The sequence below is a fragment of the Mycobacterium sp. 050272 genome (assembly GCF_039023525.1).
Taxonomy (GTDB): Bacteria; Actinomycetota; Actinomycetes; order Mycobacteriales; family Mycobacteriaceae; genus Mycobacterium.
Window position 1 is genome coordinate 380,280 of record NZ_JBCHKV010000005.1, and the last position, 15,847, is coordinate 396,126.

Annotated in this window: 12 protein-coding genes; 4 read left to right on the top strand and 8 right to left on the bottom strand. The window is 65.8% G+C overall.

Features of this window, described 5'->3' with window-relative positions:
- The first annotated feature begins 86 nt into the window (after positions 1–86).
- The gene (gene pepN / locus AAHS21_RS13745; RefSeq protein WP_342928199.1) at positions 87–2,666 is read left to right on the top strand and encodes an aminopeptidase N; all 2,580 of its coding nucleotides are present in this window, start codon (positions 87–89) and stop codon (positions 2,664–2,666) included.
- Between the two features lie 3 nt (positions 2,667–2,669).
- Here the strand turns inward: pepN and AAHS21_RS13750 are convergent, their stop codons facing one another.
- From AAHS21_RS13750 to AAHS21_RS13760, 3 genes are all read right to left on the bottom strand, one after another.
- The gene (locus AAHS21_RS13750; protein WP_207768555.1) at positions 2,670–3,137 is read right to left on the bottom strand and encodes a DUF5130 domain-containing protein; all 468 of its coding nucleotides are present in this window, start codon (positions 3,135–3,137) and stop codon (positions 2,670–2,672) included.
- On the bottom strand, positions 3,124–3,348 hold the full coding sequence (locus AAHS21_RS13755) for a hypothetical protein (protein ID WP_096289357.1): 225 nt from the start codon (positions 3,346–3,348) through the stop codon (positions 3,124–3,126). Before AAHS21_RS13755 ends, AAHS21_RS13750 begins: the two co-directional genes overlap by 14 nt.
- 67 nt (positions 3,349–3,415) lie before the next feature.
- On the bottom strand, positions 3,416–4,063 hold the full coding sequence (locus tag AAHS21_RS13760; protein ID WP_342928200.1) for an HNH endonuclease: 648 nt from the start codon (positions 4,061–4,063) through the stop codon (positions 3,416–3,418).
- 143 nt (positions 4,064–4,206) lie between these two features.
- On the opposite strand from AAHS21_RS13760, the gene AAHS21_RS13765 reads away from it, so the two are divergent.
- The 3 genes from AAHS21_RS13765 (at position 4,207) to AAHS21_RS13775 (ending at position 7,285) form a co-directional block, all read left to right on the top strand.
- Positions 4,207–4,602, top strand: a complete 396-nt coding sequence (locus AAHS21_RS13765; protein WP_096291272.1) for a globin — start codon at positions 4,207–4,209, stop codon at positions 4,600–4,602.
- A gap of 25 nt (positions 4,603–4,627) precedes the next feature.
- Positions 4,628–6,193: a glycoside hydrolase family 13 protein gene (locus AAHS21_RS13770; protein ID WP_342928201.1), complete on the top strand. Its 1,566-nt coding sequence runs from the start codon at positions 4,628–4,630 to the stop codon at positions 6,191–6,193.
- A 75-nt stretch (positions 6,194–6,268) separates the two neighbouring features.
- Positions 6,269–7,285: an FAD-dependent oxidoreductase gene (locus tag AAHS21_RS13775; protein WP_342928234.1), complete on the top strand. Its 1,017-nt coding sequence runs from the start codon at positions 6,269–6,271 to the stop codon at positions 7,283–7,285.
- Between the two features lie 10 nt (positions 7,286–7,295).
- On the opposite strand, the gene AAHS21_RS13780 is transcribed toward AAHS21_RS13775, so the two are convergent.
- From AAHS21_RS13780 to AAHS21_RS13800, 5 genes are all read right to left on the bottom strand, one after another.
- Positions 7,296–7,967 carry a hypothetical protein gene (locus AAHS21_RS13780; RefSeq protein WP_342928202.1) on the bottom strand — a complete coding sequence of 224 codons (672 nt, stop codon included), beginning with the start codon at positions 7,965–7,967 and terminating at the stop codon, positions 7,296–7,298.
- Positions 7,955–8,368, bottom strand: a complete 414-nt coding sequence (locus tag AAHS21_RS13785) for a thioesterase family protein (RefSeq protein WP_342928203.1) — start codon at positions 8,366–8,368, stop codon at positions 7,955–7,957. Before AAHS21_RS13785 ends, AAHS21_RS13780 begins: the two co-directional genes overlap by 13 nt.
- The gene (locus AAHS21_RS13790; protein WP_342928204.1) at positions 8,365–13,191 is read right to left on the bottom strand and encodes an NAD-glutamate dehydrogenase; all 4,827 of its coding nucleotides are present in this window, start codon (positions 13,189–13,191) and stop codon (positions 8,365–8,367) included. Before AAHS21_RS13790 ends, AAHS21_RS13785 begins: the two co-directional genes overlap by 4 nt.
- Positions 13,192–13,294: 103 nt before the next feature.
- The gene (gene ettA, locus AAHS21_RS13795; protein WP_342928205.1) at positions 13,295–14,971 is read right to left on the bottom strand and encodes an energy-dependent translational throttle protein EttA; all 1,677 of its coding nucleotides are present in this window, start codon (positions 14,969–14,971) and stop codon (positions 13,295–13,297) included.
- 80 nt (positions 14,972–15,051) lie between these two features.
- Entirely contained in the window at positions 15,052–15,525 is a 474-nt protein-coding gene (locus tag AAHS21_RS13800) for a single-stranded DNA-binding protein (protein ID WP_342928206.1), read from the bottom strand.
- Between the last annotated feature and the right edge of the window lie 322 nt (positions 15,526–15,847).

The window sequence follows — 15,847 nt, forward strand, 5'->3', positions numbered from 1 at the left end:
TTAAAGCACCGTTGTGGACAACCGTAGTCGCCGCGCGCGTGTTCCCGTTGCGCACTGTGAGCGCGCGACGCTATTAAGTTGGACGGGTGGCCCTTCCTAACCTGACCCGCGACCAAGCCGTCGAACGCGCGGCTCTGATCACCGTCGACAGCTACCAGATCAGCCTCGACGTCACCGACGGCAAAGGCGGGCCCGGCGAACGAACCTTCCGCTCCACCACCACCGTGGTGTTCGACGCACTCGCCGGCGCCGACACGGTTATCGACCTGTCGGCACAGACCGTACGCAGCGCCACCCTCAATGGGCGCGACGTGGACGTCTCGGGATACGACGAGTCGACCGGCATCCCGTTGCGGGGACTGGCCGACCGCAACGTGGTCGTCGTCGACGCCGACTGCCGCTACTCCAACACCGGCGAGGGACTGCATCGCTTCGTCGACCCGGTCGACAACGAGACCTACCTGTACTCGCAGTTCGAAACCGCGGACGCCAAGCGCATGTTCGCCTGCTTCGACCAGCCCGACCTCAAGGCAACGTTCGACCTTCGGGTGGCCGCGCCCGCGCACTGGAAGGTGATCTCCAACGGCGCCACCACGTCGGTCGAGGACGGCGTGCACAGCTTTGCCGTCACCCCGCGGATGAGCACCTATCTGGTGGCGCTGATCGCGGGCCCGTATTCGCAGTGGACCGACTCCTACCGCGATGAGCACGGCGAGATCCCGCTGGGCATCTACTGCCGGTCCTCACTGGCCGAACACATGGACGCCGAGCGGTTGTTCACCGAGACGAAGCAGGGATTTGGCTTCTACCACAAGAACTTTGGGGTGCCATACGCATTCGGCAAATATGACCAGCTGTTCGTTCCCGAATTCAACGCCGGCGCAATGGAAAACGCGGGGGCGGTGACCTTCCTGGAGGATTACGTCTTCCGCAGCAAGGTCACCCGTGCCTTCTACGAGCGGCGCGCCGAAACGGTGCTGCACGAGATGGCGCACATGTGGTTCGGCGACCTGGTCACCATGACGTGGTGGGACGACCTGTGGCTCAACGAGTCGTTCGCGACGTTCGCGTCGGTGCTGTGTCAGGCCGAATCGACCGAATACACCTCAGCCTGGACGACATTCGCGACCGTCGAGAAGTCGTGGGCCTACCGCCAGGACCAGTTGCCGTCGACGCATCCCATCGCCGCCGACATCCCCGACCTGCACGCGGTCGAGGTGAACTTCGACGGCATCACCTACGCCAAGGGCGCTTCGGTGCTCAAGCAGCTGGTGGCCTACGTCGGGCTGGAGCACTTCCTGGCCGGCCTGCGCGACTACTTCCGCACGCATGCCTTCGGCAACGCCACCTTCAGCGACCTGCTGTCCGCGCTGGAGCAGGCCTCCGGTCGCGACCTGTCGAATTGGGGACAGCAGTGGCTGAAAACCACCGGGCTCAACACGCTGCGGCCCGAATTCGACACCGATGCCGACGGGAAGTTCACTCGTTTCGTGGTGACGCAGAGCGGCGCGGCCCCGGGGGCCGGTGAGACCCGGGTACATCGGCTGGCCGTCGGGATCTACGACGACGACGGCGCGGGCAAGCTGGTGCGGGTGCACCGGGAGGAGCTCGACGTCGACGGGCCACAGACGGAAGTGCCTGGGCTGGTTGGCGTTTCGTCGGGCAAGTTGATTCTGGTCAACGACGACGACCTGACCTACTGCTCGCTTCGCCTGGATACTCAGTCGTTGCGGACCGCGCTGGAGCGCATCGCCGACATCGCCGATCCACTGCCCCGCTCGCTGGTGTGGTCGGCCGCGTGGGAGATGACCCGCGAGGCGGAGCTGCGGGCCCGCGACTTCGTCGCGCTGGTCTCCGGCGGTGTGCAGGCCGAGACGGAAGTCGGTGTGGCACAACGGTTGCTGATGCAGGCGCAGACCGCGCTGGGTTCCTACGCCGAGCCGGGCTGGGCCAGTGAGCACGGCTGGCCGCAGTTCACCGACCGGGTGCTGGCGCTGGCGCGGGCTGCCGAACCGGGATCGGATCACCAGCTCGCCTTCGTCAACACGCTGTGCTCGTCGGTGCTTTCTGACCGGCACATCGCGGTGCTGGCCGATCTGCTCGATCGGGATCCGTCCGAATTGGGCCTGGCGAGCCTCGAGATCGACACCGACCTGCGCTGGCGCATTGTGACCGCGTTGGCCACCGCCGGCGATATCGACTCCGACGGCATCGAGACGCCGTTCATCGACGCCGAGGTGCGACGCGACCCGACCGCGACCGGCAAGCGCCACGGCGCCCAGGCCGCCGCGGCCCGTCCCCAGCTCGAGGTCAAGGAGCAGGCGTTCATCACGGTGGTCGAAGACGACACCGTGGCCAACACGTCGGCGCGCTCGATCGTCGGGGGATTCGCGGCGCCCGGCCAGGGTGAGTTGCTCAAGCCGTTCACGGCGCGTTATTTCCAGGCCATTCCCGGCGTCTGGGCACGGCGTTCCAGCGAGGTCGCGCAGACGGTGGTGATCGGGCTGTACCCGTCCTGGAACATCAGCGAGGAGGGCATCGCCGCCGCCGACGAGTTCCTGTCGGCGCCGGACTCCGAGGTGCCCCCGGCGCTGCGCCGCCTGGTGCTGGAGGGCCAGGCCGGGGTGAAGCGGGCGTTGCGGGCCCGCCTCTTCGACGGTGCCTAGCCGTTAGGCCGGGCTGATACCGGCGCTCAGCACACGAATCGCGCTGACCAGGCCGTCGACCAGGTGCCCCTGCTCGAACGCCGACGAGGCCGCGGCCACGCCCAGCGGGGCGGCCGATTCGGCACCGCGTCCGCGGACCTCGGAGCCGTAGACCACCTCGATGACCGCTTGGTCGGGCGAAACGGCCAGTAGCACCGCATTGTTGGGCGTCGGCACGTCGGCCAGGATCTCGCGCGCCCGGGCCGCGGTGTCGCTGCCCAGGTCGCCGATGTAGATGGCGAACCGCGTCATCGACTGGCGCGAGCCGTATTTCAGGGCGTCGTCGATCGCGACCAGGTCCGTGATCGGGAATGGGTAATGCACCGACAGCTCACCGGGCTCGGTGACGCCGGAAACCCGTCCGCTGGAGGTGATCGCAAAGCCGGCGGGCAGTTCCGCCGGGGCCTTCGTCGCTACCTCACCATGTGCCACTGGCGCCACCTCCGACTGAGAATTCCGATGCGTGATGTCCGTGCGAGTGGCCGACGAATTCGTCGGTGGCCGCCCACAGAATCGGCGGATGCGTCCACGGCTCGGACATCTTGTAAGTCGCCGGGTGCGGCCCCTTGCGCGACCAGATCAGCGCCGCCAGCACGATCACCAGCAACGCCGGGATTCCAATTAAGTACAGGTGAATCTCCATAGCGCTCACGACGGAAACCGTATCCCACCGAGTGATCCCGCGGCGCGCTTGGACACGAGATTGGCCGTCAGGCCGCGCCCTCGCCGAGGTATCGGACCCAGGACGGATCCATTTCCTTGACCGTGGACAGCAGTCGCCAGTGCTGCCCGGTCGGCGGCAGCGGCGCCCGGCGCAGTGTCCAACCGAGCTCGGCGAGCAGCTTGTCGCCCTTGCGGTGGTTGCAGGTCGAGCAGCAGGCGACGCAGTTCTCCCAGGAGTGGCCGCCGCCGCGGCTGCGCGGCACGACGTGGTCGACGGTGTCGGCTTTCGCTCCGCAATAGGCGCAGCAGAAGCGGTCGCGGTGCATCAGGGCCGCGCGGGTCATCGGGACGCGGGCCCGGTAGGGAACCCGGACGTAGGTCCGCAGCTGGATCACCGACGGCACCGGGATCGACTCGCTCGCCGAGTGGATGACCGGCCCGGATGGGTCGTGGTGCACCACGTCGGCCTTGCCGCAGATCACCATCACGATCGCGCGCCGCATCGGCAGCGCGGTCAGCGGTTCGTAGGTGGAATTCAGCAGCAGAACCCGGCGGCGGCTCCAGATGGAAGCGCTTTCGTGCCGGTTGGGCGGATGGGTATCGACGCTATGGAGAGACGACGCGGGTGTGGGTCCGGTCAGCCCTGCCGCGGCCCCTGAACTTCGGTGGCTGCGGCGTCTCTTGCCCTGCGCCATAAATCCTCCGCCGATAGTCCACCATGATTCGTCGCCAATCGCACGCCTAATTGCTGGTGCACGCCGTGTCGAACCGGTGAACAGCAGGAGCGACTCCGCCCGTTTGACTGCGCCGGCTTGCCGATGCACCACAATGGGGGGTGATGGATCAGGTACAACAGTCCTTTTACGACGCCGTCGGCGGTGCCGAGACCTTCAAAACGATCGTGGCGCGCTTCTATGCCCAGGTCCCCGAGGACGAAATCCTGCGTGAGCTGTATCCGCTGGACGACCTGCAGGGCGCCGAAGAGCGGCTGCGCATGTTCCTCGAGCAGTACTGGGGCGGCCCGCGCACCTATTCCGACCAGCGCGGGCACCCGCGACTGCGGATGCGTCACGTGCCGTTCCGGATCACCCCGATCGAGCGCGATGCGTGGTTGCGCTGCATGCACACCGCCGTCGCGTCGATCGACGCACACACTCTCGACGACGAGCATCGCCGAGAGCTGCTCAACTATCTGGAAATGGCAGCTCACTCACTCGTCAATTCGCCCTTGTAGATACCTCGCAACCGAACGGAGCAATATGAGCCCCGCAGCATGGTGGTCGAACGCGGTCTTTTACCAGGTCTATCCACGGTCCTTCGCCGACAGTAACGGCGACGGCGTCGGGGACATCGACGGCATCGTCGCCCATCTGGATTACCTGGTGCAGCTGGGCATCGACGCGATCTGGCTCAGCCCGGTCACCGTCTCGCCGATGGCCGACCACGGCTACGACGTCGCCGATCCGCGTGACATCGATCCCCTGTTCGGCGGGATGCCGGCGATCGAACGGCTGATCACCGCAGCCCACGAGCGCAACATCAAGATCACCATGGACGTGGTGCCCAACCACACCAGCTCCCAGCACGCGTGGTTCCAGGCCGCGCTGGCCGCCGGCCCGGGCACCGAAGCGCGGGAGCGGTATTACTTCCGCGACGGCAAGGGACCCGACGGGGAACTGCCGCCGAACAACTGGACGTCGGTGTTCGGCGGGCCGGCCTGGGAGCGGGTGGTCGAGCCTGACGGCAAACCCGGCCAGTACTACCTGCACCTGTTCGACACCCACCAGCCGGACCTGAACTGGGAAAACCCCGAGGTCTTCGACGACTTCGAGGCGTCGCTGCGGTTCTGGCTGGAGCGTGGGGTGGACGGGTTCCGCATCGACGTGGCACACGGGATGGCCAAGCCGGCCGGCCTGCCCGACGCGCAGGAAGCCGTCAAGGTGTTGTCGCACCGCGACGACGACCCGCGTTTCAACAACCCGGCCGTACACGACATCCATCGCAAGATTCGCAAGATCGTCGACGAATACGACGGCGCGGTGACCATCGGCGAAGTGTGGGTGCTGGACAACATGCTCTGGGCCGAGTACCTGCGGCCCGACGAACTGCATCTCGGCTTCAATTTCCGGTTGACCAAGGTCGCCTTCGACGCGCACCAAATTCACGACGCCGTCGAGAACTCGCTGAAGGCCACCGCCATCTATGACTCCGTTCCGACCTGGACGCTGTCCAACCACGACATCGACCGTGAGGTCACCCGCTACGGCGGCGGCGAAATCGGGTTGCGCCGGGCGCGGGCGATGGCGATGGCGATGCTCGCCCTGCCCGGCACGGTGTTCATCTACAACGGCGAGGAGCTCGGGCTGCCCGACGTGCTGGACCTGCCCGAAGAGGCGCTGCAGGACCCGACCTGGGAACGGTCCGGGCACACCGAGCGGGGCCGCGACAAGGTCCGGGTTCCGCTGCCGTGGTCGGGCGACACTCCCCCGTTCGGGTTCTCCAGTTCGCCCGACACCTGGTTGCCGATGCCGGCCGACTGGGCGTCGCTGACGGTCGAAAAGCAGGACGCGGATCCCGATTCGACGTTGGCGTTTTTTCGCACGGTGCTCAAACTGCGCAGGGAGCGCACCGAATTCGACGGCGTCGAGCTGGAGTGGCTGACGGCAACCGACGATGCGCTGGTATTCCGGCGGCCAGGCGGCCTGGTGTGCGCGCTGAATACCGGAGATCGTCCGATGGCACTGCCAGCCGGTGAACTCATTTTCGCCAGTGCACCGTTGGTCGACGACCAGTTGCCGGCCGACGCGGCGGCCTGGTTGGTCTAGCCTTCCACCGGGGGCCGATTCGCGCCGCGGCCCGCGCTGGCCTATATGTGTTACATGGCAGCGTATGCGTGGGCAGTGATCGGAGCCGGCCCCGCCGGAATTGCCGCGGTGGGAAGGCTTTTAGATCAGGGCATCGCGGCGGAGAAGATCGCTTGGATCGATCCCGCTTTTGCGGCAGGCGATCTCGGCCAGAAGTGGCGGGCGGTGTCGAGTAATACCATCGCCGAAACCTTCCTGCACTTCCTGAACGGCTCTGCGGCATTTCGGTTCTCGGAGGCACCGCCGCTACCGCTGCGGGATGTGAAGCCGGGCCAGACGTGCGCGCTGGACCTGGTGGCCGATCCGCTGGTGTGGATTACCACGCACCTGCGCCAGCGGGTACACGTCTTTCAGACCACAGCGACCTCGCTTTTTCTGGGCAACAGGCAATGGAGAATTGAAACCGGACAACAAGAGATCGTCTCCGAAAATGTGATCCTCGCCGTCGGCGCGGCGCCCAAAAAGCTTGCATATCCCGGCCTGCGGGAGATCGACGTCGAGGTCGCGCTGGATCCCGACCGGCTGGCCGAGCAGTCGCTCGACGGCGCGACGGTGGCCGTCTTCGGCTCGTCACACTCGTCGATGATCGTGCTGCCGAATCTGCTGCGCCACCCGGTCGAACGGGTGATCAACTTCTACCAGAGCCCGCTGAAATACGCTGTGTACCTGGATGATTGGATTCTGTTCGATGATACCGGCCTCAAAGGCCAGGCGGCCGCGTGGGCGCGGGAGAACATCGACGGCGTCTATCCGGAACGGCTGGACCGATGCTGGGTATCAAGCCCGGAATTCGACGACAAACTCGCGCAATGCGATCGCGTGGTCTACACCGTCGGTTTCGAACGCAGAAAGCTGCCCGAGACGCCGCAGTGGGGCCTGTTGGATTACAACAGGAGAAACGGCATCCTTGCCCCGGGACTCTTCGGGCTGGGCATCGGTTTTCCCGAATATGCCGAAGATCCATACGGATTCGGGCAATACCGGGTGGGGCTCAAGAAGTTTATGGATTACCTGGATGCCGTCTTGCCGTTGTGGTTGTTGTACCGGACCTGACACGCTTCACTCAGCGCAGCACCATCGCCGCCTCGCCCCGCCGGCGGTAGACCGATCCGAAGCGGGCGTCCAGACGCAACCAGGCCGGAAGGGTGCGAACCCGGATGATTTCACTCGCGTCGATTGCATCCCTTGACTGCGGCAGGAAACCCATTGCGGTCAAAGCGAACACACAACGCATCGGTAGCCCGACGCTGGTGTCGGCCGAGCTGACCCGGATCACCTCCTGGTCGAGCAGCGAGGCCGGCGGGCCGTGCGAGCTGCTGTGCTCCCTGGCCAGTCGTGCGCCTTCTTGCGCCAGATCCAGCATCACCTGGGCCGGCACGTCGTCGAGGTGGGTGAAGCCGGACTCCGGCGGCAGTGCACTGCGCCACGACGAGTCCATTGCGAAACCCGGGTCGACGTAGCCGGTGTCATCCATCGCCGACAGCCCGCGGCCCAATCCGTCCGCGGCGACCGTCATGTCGTCCGGGCTCACCCGGCCTACCACTACCCGGCTGGCGAGCACGTCGAAACCCGTTGCCATCCAAGCTGTTAGCAAGCCGGGTGCGCGAGTCCGCAACCGAACGACCGCGGCATCGTCGAGGCGCAGAGCACGATCGACGAACGCAGCCAGGTCGGATCGATGGGCCGCCATCGATGCAGGGCCCAGCCACAATCCGCGGTCAGCTAGCGCAGCCACCGTTGCAGGTACTCCCGATGCTGTGGCGAGAGGCGCACCAACCGCTGCTCCTGGATGTGAACCGCGGCCAGCTGTGACTCGGCGATGACGGCCGGCTTGGACTGGGGGTCGGCGCCGACCGAACGTACCTCGTAGCCGAGCGTGAAATCGACAGTCCGCAGCTGCTTGGTCCAAATAGTCACCTGCAGAGGCGAATCGACCAACTTCAGCTGCGCCTTGTAGGTGACCCGTACGTCGGCGATCAGCAGCCCGATCTCCAAGATATCGACCTCGAACGCCGGTTTGAGGAAAGGAACCCGCGCCTCTTCCAGCAGCGTGACCATCGTGGCGTGGTTGACGTGCTGGTACATGTCGATGTCCGACCAGCGCACCGGCACCTGGGCGACGAATCCGACGGTCACCCGGAAGTCCCCCGTCCGCTGGTGCGGGTCATGCGGCGGATCTGTCGCGCGGCCACCGACAGCGTTGCAAGATCCTTGGCGCCGCTGGCATAGATCTCGGTGAGCGTTCGCCTTGCCCGCTCCACCCGGGACGCGCTGATGTGCTCCCACTCCGCGATCTTCTCTTCCCCACTTTCGTCCGGCTCCCCCACCGCGAGCACGTCGAGACACAGCGACCGCAGCGAGGCGTAGATGTCATCGCGGATTGCCAAGCGCGCCAAGGAATGCCAGCGGTCGTATCGGGGCAGGGCGGATATCGCGGTGAGCAGGCCGTCGGTGCCCAGCCGGTCCATCAGCGCGAAATACGTGTCCGCGACGTCGGCTGTTTCGGTATCGGTGATGTCGGCGATGTCGATGATGTCGAGCAGGCTGAAGCGGTACAGACCGGCCGCCACCAGGTAGGCCAACTCTTTCGGCGCACCCTCGGCGGCGAACGCTGCGGCTTCCTGTTCGACGATGGCCTTGTCGTCGCCACGCAGCCACTCCGACATCCGGGGGGTCAGCGTTTTGACCTTGGCGGCGAAGCGGTTGATTTCGGCGCCGACGGCCAGCGGCTGCGGGCGGTAGTTGAGCAGCCAGCGTCCGGCCCGATCGATCAGACGTCGGGTATCCAGCGTCATCTGGTCCGAGAGCGCGACCGGGATATCCGCCGCGCGAATACCGCGCCAGATCTCGTCGATCCCGAAGATGGCGTCGGTGGCCACCCAGGTGCGGACCGCGTCAATGTGCCCGACCCCGACGTCCTGGGTGATCCGGAACGCGTAGCTGATACCGGCGGCGTCCACCATGTCGTTGATCAACATCGTCGTGACGATCTCGCGGCGCAGCTGGTGAGTGCGGATCTCCGGGGTGAATCGCTCCCGCAACGGCGTCGGGAAATAGCGTGGCAACCTCGACGCGAAGACGTCCTGCTCTGGCAGTTCGGTGGTCAGCATCTCCGCTTTCAGGAGCAGCTTCACGTGGGCCATCAGCGTGCACAGCTCGGGTGAGGTCAGCCCGAGACCAGCTTCGGTGCGCCGCACGATCTCCTTTTCCGACGGCAGCGCTTCCAGTTCGCGGTCGACGCCGTTCTCTTCGAGGAACTTGATCTGCATGGCGTGCACCGGCAGCAGGCTCGGGGCGTTGGCGCGGCTGGTGCCCATCAGGTCGTTCTGGTCCTCGTTGTCGGCGAGCACCAGTTTCGCGACCTCGTCGGTCATCGATTCCAGCAGCGCGCTGCGCTCGTCGGCGTGAACTTTGCCGGCCGTGACCAGCGAGTCGATCAGGATCTTGATGTTGACCTCGTGGTCGGAGCAGTCCACGCCGGCAGAGTTGTCCAGCGCGTCGGTGTTGACCCGCCCACCCGCGAGGTCGAACTCGACGCGGCCCAGGGCCGTCACGCCGAGGTTGCCCCCCTCGCCGATTACCTTGGCGCGCAACTGGTTTCCGTTGACCCGCACCGGGTCGTTGGCCCGGTCGCCGACATCGGCGTCGGACTCGGATTCGGCTTTGACGTAGGTACCGATACCGCCGTTGAACAGTAGGTCCACCGGTGCGAGCAGGATTGCCTTCATCAGGTTGGGCGGGGCCATCTCGGTGACCTCGTCGTCGATGCCCAGGGCCAGGCGCACCTGCGGGCTGATCGGGATCGACTTGTGCTCGCGGCTGTATACCCCGCCGCCCTCGCTGATCAGCGACTTGTCGTAGTCCTCCCAGCTGGAGCGCGGCAGGTCGAACATCCGCTGGCGCTCCGGCCAGGTCCTGGCCGCGTCAGGGTCGGGGTCCAAGAAGATGTGCCGGTGATCGAACGCGGCGACCAGCCTGATGTGCTTGCTCAGCAGCATGCCGTTGCCGAACACGTCACCGCTCATGTCGCCGATGCCCACCACCGTGAAGTCCTGGGTCTGGGTGTCGACGCCCATCTCGCGGAAGTGTCGTTTGACGGCTTCCCAGGCGCCTTTGGCAGTGATCCCCATGGCCTTGTGGTCGTAGCCGACCGATCCGCCGGAGGCGAAGGCATCGCCCAGCCAGAACCCGTAGGAGTGGGCGACGTCGTTGGCGATGTCGGAGAAGGTCGCGGTGCCCTTGTCCGCGGCGACCACCAGATAGGCGTCGTCGCCGTCGCGGCGCGTCACTTGCGGTGGGGGGCTTACCTTTCCGGTTGAGTGGTCGACATTGTCGGTGACATCCAGCAATCCGGAGATGAAGAGTTGATAGCAGGCGACGCCCTCGGCGCGGGTCGCGTCGCGGTCGGCCGCGGCGTCGCCGGTGGGCAGCGGCGGGCGTTTGAGGACGAAACCGCCCTTGGCTCCGACGGGAACGATGACGGCGTTCTTGACCGCTTGCGCCTTGACCAGACCCAGGATCTCGGTGCGGAAGTCGTCGCGCCGGTCCGACCAGCGCAGCCCGCCACGGGCAACCGGGCCGAACCGCAGGTGCACACCCTCGACGCGCGGTGAGTAGATGAAGATCTCGTACTTGGGCCGCGGCAGCGGGAGCTCGTCGACCAGTTGGGCATCCAGCTTGATCGCCAGCACGTTGCGGGCCCGTGCCGAACCCTCGCGCGTCACAAAGTAATTGGTGCGCAGCGTGGCCTGCACCAGTGACGCGAAGGCACGCAGGATGCGGTCGGTGTCCAGGCTGACCAACGCGTCGATGTCCGCGGCGACGGCGGCGGCGGCCGTTTGCGCGTCGCGGCTCGTCGCCGATCCGCTCGGATCGAACAGCGCCTCAAACAGCCGCACCAGCGATCGCGCTGTCGAGGGATGCTCGTTGAGCACCGATTCGATGTAGGACTGGCTGTAGGGAAAGTTGGCTTGCCGCAAGTACTTTGCGTATGCACGCAGCAGCACGACCTGCTGCCAGCTCAGCCCGGCCCGCATCACCAACTCGTTGAACCGGTCAACTTCGACCCGCCCGTGCCAGATCGCGGTGACGGCCTCGGCGAATCGTTGTGCCGTCGCGTCGCGGTCGGCTTGCGTCTGCGCCACCTGGATGGTCGGGTGCGGCGAGATCCGGAACTGATAGATCCAGACCGGCAATCCGTCCGGCCGCATGACCGTGAACGGCCGTTCCTCGAGCACGACAACACCCATGCTCTGCAGCATCGGCAGCAGCTGGCTCAGCGAGGCACTGTGCCCACCCAAGAACCAGGTCAGCTGCGCGGTTTCCTCGCCGCGATCGGTGAACACGAGCTTGACCGAATCGCTGGTCAGCTCGTTGATGATGTTGATGTGGCCAATGGCGTCGGCCGGGGTCACCGCGGTCTTGTAGGCCTCGGAGAAGGCACCGGCGTAGTGCTCGGCGTCGGCGTGCGAGATCGCTCCCGTGGGTGCGGCGGCGACGAGCCGGTCCGACCAGGTGCGCGCGGCCTCGCTGATCAGGGCCTGGATTCGCATCCGGTTCTTTTCGGAGACGTCGACCGGGCCCGCATCTTCGGGCAGCCGCACCATGAAATGCATGAGCGCCCAAGGCGATTCACTGACCCGTGCGGTGAATTCCAGTCGCGTCCCGCCAAATTCGCGGACCAGGATGTCCTCGATCTGCAACCGCACGGCCGTCGTGTAGCGATCGCGGGGCACATAGACCAGGCAGGAGACGAAGTAGCGCAGCCGGTCGTCCCGGACGAACAACAACGCCCGGCGCTGGGATCCCAGATCCACCACGGCTTTTGCCATCGTGAATAGCCGTTCGCCGCTGAGGGTGAACAGCTCCGAACGCGGGACGGTCTGGATCACGTCGAGGATCAATTGAGCCGGGTGGACGGGGTCGTTGTCGGCCATCGCCAGGGCCTCGCGGACCCGGCGCGAGATCGACGGGATCTCCAGCACGTCGGCGTTCATCGCGGCGACGGTGAACAGCCCGACGAAGCGGTGCTCGAGCACGCCGCCGTCGACGTATTCGCGCACCCCGATGGCGTAGGGATAGGCGCCGTAGCGCAGGTAGCTACCGACGGTGGCCTGGGCTAACACCAGCAGCTTGTCGTCGTCGGTCAGTCGCGGGCGAGAACCGGTCCGGCTGCGCAGCACGCCGAGCTCGCTGGTCCCGTCGCCAGAAACCAGACCGTCGTGCACCCGGCACCGCTGGTAGCCCAGCAGCAGGAAGTTCCCCTCACCCAGCCAGCGCAGCAGCGCCGCGACATCCTCGCGGTCGGGCGCGGTGAACCGCCCGCCAGGGTTGTTTTCGACATCCGCGGCCAGGTTGCTCAGGGCGGCGATAATCGCCGCGGCGTCGGCGGCCACCTGTTGGACGTCGCTGAGGACCTTGGGCAGCACCCTCTCGACCTCGGCGAGCGCCTTGGTGTCGACGGTGGGCACGAACTGGATGTGGATCCACGCCTCGCCGACGTATTGCGGGGTGCCGGGCGCCTTGGGTTCGATGCTGACCAGGTCGCCCGCCGGGTTGCGCTGCACATCGAATACCGGGGTCATCAGCGCGGAGTAGGAGACACCGAGCCGGTGCAGCAGCACGGTGACGGAGTCCATCAGCATGCCGCCGTGATCGGTGACGACCTGCAGCGCGGGCCCGAAGCCCGCGGGATCGTCGGGAGGGTAGACCGCCACGCAGCTCTCGCCGGGCGGTCGGTGCTGGCCCAGCCGGTAGTGGGCGCTCAGCAACGCCGGGGTGAGGATGGTGGCCGGGATGGTCAGGTCGATGACGCCGGTTTCGAGCGTTCCGGGTTCTTTATCGTGGGGGCCGCGATAGGTCTCGACGTAGGCCTTGGAGATCCAGTCAGGAACGTCCGACATCGTGGCGAACGCGGTCCACGGGATGGTTGCCTGCTTCGGTCCGGAACCGATCGTCATGCCGTTAGCTCCCTACTCAGGACGGTTGGCACTACGCGCAGTCACCCCACATCTCGGCGACCGAACCGGGCGCATCGTTGCGGGGCTGCTGGCAAAGGTGACACTAGTCCCGCGTCAGCTTGCGATGCGTCACCCGGTGCGGCCTGGCGGCTTCGGCTCCGAGTCGTTCGACTTTGTTTTCCTCATATGCACCAAAGTTGCCCTCGAACCAGAACCACTTGGCCTCGTTGTCCTCGTCACCCTCCCAAGCCAGGATGTGCGTGCAGGTGCGGTCGAGGAACCAGCGGTCGTGCGAAATCACCACCGCGCAGCCGGGGAATTGTTCGAGGGCGTTCTCCAGCGAACTCAGTGTTTCGACGTCGAGGTCGTTGGTCGGCTCATCGAGCAGGATCAGGTTTCCGCCCTGCTTCAGGGTCAGCGCGAGGTTGAGCCGGTTGCGCTCACCACCGGACAGCACACCCGCCGGCTTCTGCTGGTCGGGACCCTTGAATCCGAACGCCGACACGTAAGCCCGCGACGGGACTTCGGTCTGGCCGACGATGATGTGGTCCAGCCCGTCGGAGACGACTTCCCAGACGGTCTTTTTCGGATCGATGCCGGCGCGGCTCTGGTCCACGTAACTGAGCTTGACGGTCTCGCCGACCTTGACCGTGCCGCTGTCCGGCTGCTCAAGACCGACGATCGTTTTGAACAACGTGGTCTTACCGACGCCGTTGGGGCCGATGACGCCGACGATGCCGTTGCGGGGCAAGGTGAACGACAGATCCTTGATCAGGGTGCGTCCCTCGAAGCCCTTGTCCAGGTGGTCGACCTCGACCACCACATTGCCCAGCCGCGGCCCGACCGGGATCTGGATCTCCTCGAAATCGAGCTTGCGCGTCTTTTCCGCCTCGGCGGCCATTTCTTCGTAGCGCTGCAGCCGGGCCTTGCTCTTGGCCTGTCGCGCCTTGGCGCCGGAGCGCACCCAGGCCAGTTCCTCTTGCAACCGCTTCTGCAGCTTCGCGTCCTTGCGGCCCTGAACCGCGATCCGCTCGGCCTTCTTCTCCAGGTAGGTCGAGTAGTTGCCTTCGTAGGGATAGGCGCGGCCGCGGTCGAGTTCCAGGATCCATTCGGCGACGTTGTCCAGGAAGTAGCGGTCGTGGGTGACGGCCAGGATCGCGCCCGGATAGCTGGCCAGATGCTGTTCGAGCCACTGCACGCTCTCGGCGTCCAGGTGGTTGGTCGGCTCATCGAGCAGCAGCAGGTCGGGCTTGGACAGCAGCAGTTTGCACAGCGCCACCCGGCGTCGCTCACCACCGGACAGATTGGTCACCGGCTCGTCGGGCGGCGGGCAGCGCAGCGCGTCCATCGCCTGCTCCAGCTGCGAGTCGAGGTCCCACGCGTCGGCATGGTCCAGCTCCTCTTGCAGCCGGCCCATCTCCTCCATCAGCTCGTCGGAGTAGTCGGTGGCCATCAGCTCGGCGACCTCGTTGAAGCGGTCGAGCTTGACTTTGATCTCGCCCAAGCCCTCTTCCACGTTGCCGCGAACGGTCTTCTCCTCGTTCAGCGGGGGCTCCTGTTGCAGGATGCCGACCGTGGCACCGTTGGCTAGGAACGCGTCGCCGTTGTTCGGCTTGTCCAGTCCGGCCATGATCCGCAAGACGCTCGACTTACCGGCGCCGTTGGGGCCGACGACACCGATCTTGGCGCCCGGGAAGAAACTCAGCGTGACGTCGTCCAGGATCACCTTGTCGCCGTGCGCCTTGCGGACCTTTTTCATCGTGTAGATGAACTCAGCCATGCCGGGGTTGTGCCTTTCTGGTCTTCGAGAATGATCTCGCGGACCATCCTATGCATCGCCCGGGATGCCCGGCCCGCCCGCTAAGCCGACAGAGGTAGCGCGCTGGGGTTCTCGGCGCCGTCGCCGGATCCGACCGAGTCCACGTCGGCCGGTTCCTCCGCGCTGTTAGCAGCCGCCGGTTCCACAGCGGGACCGGTGTAGCCGGGTTTTTCGATGCGCACGATCGCCCGCGAGCAGTCCGGGCCGACCGATGTAGCGCGCATCTCCAGCGACGAACGGCGATTGCCGTCGCGGTCCTCGTACTCGCTGGTGTAGACGTGGCCCACCACGATCACCGGCGCGCCCTTGCCCAGCGCGGCCCCGACCCCGGTGACCAGCTTTCCCCAGCAATTGACGGTGATGAACAGCGAGTTGCCCGGCTCCCAGCTGCCGTCACCCGTCCGGCGTCGAGAATTGCTGGCCACCCGGAACTTGATCACCTCCTGGGTGCCTACCTGTCGACGCTCGGGGTTGTTGACGATGTGGCCGACCACGGTCAGCGGTGTTTCGAACATGGGCTCAATTTCCTTTCGCAGGTGTCTCAGATAGCGCTCTTTGCTTGCTGCCCATTGAGCGCCGAGCCACCGACGAGCCATGGCTAACCACGGCCGATGGTCGGCAGGGTCTGTGGACAAATTCGTGACTGTGGATAGGGACGCGAGGTGGGTGCGGTGCGGCTTTGAGCGGCCGGGATTTGTCGTACTCGGTGGCGAGGATGTTGTTATGTCGTTGACCGCATCTGTGAACCGCCCCAGGTTTTGTTCCGATCTTTGTAGGAGGATCGAGAACATGCCCCGCCAGTATTCGCCGGAGTTTCGTCAACGTGCGTTGCGGTTG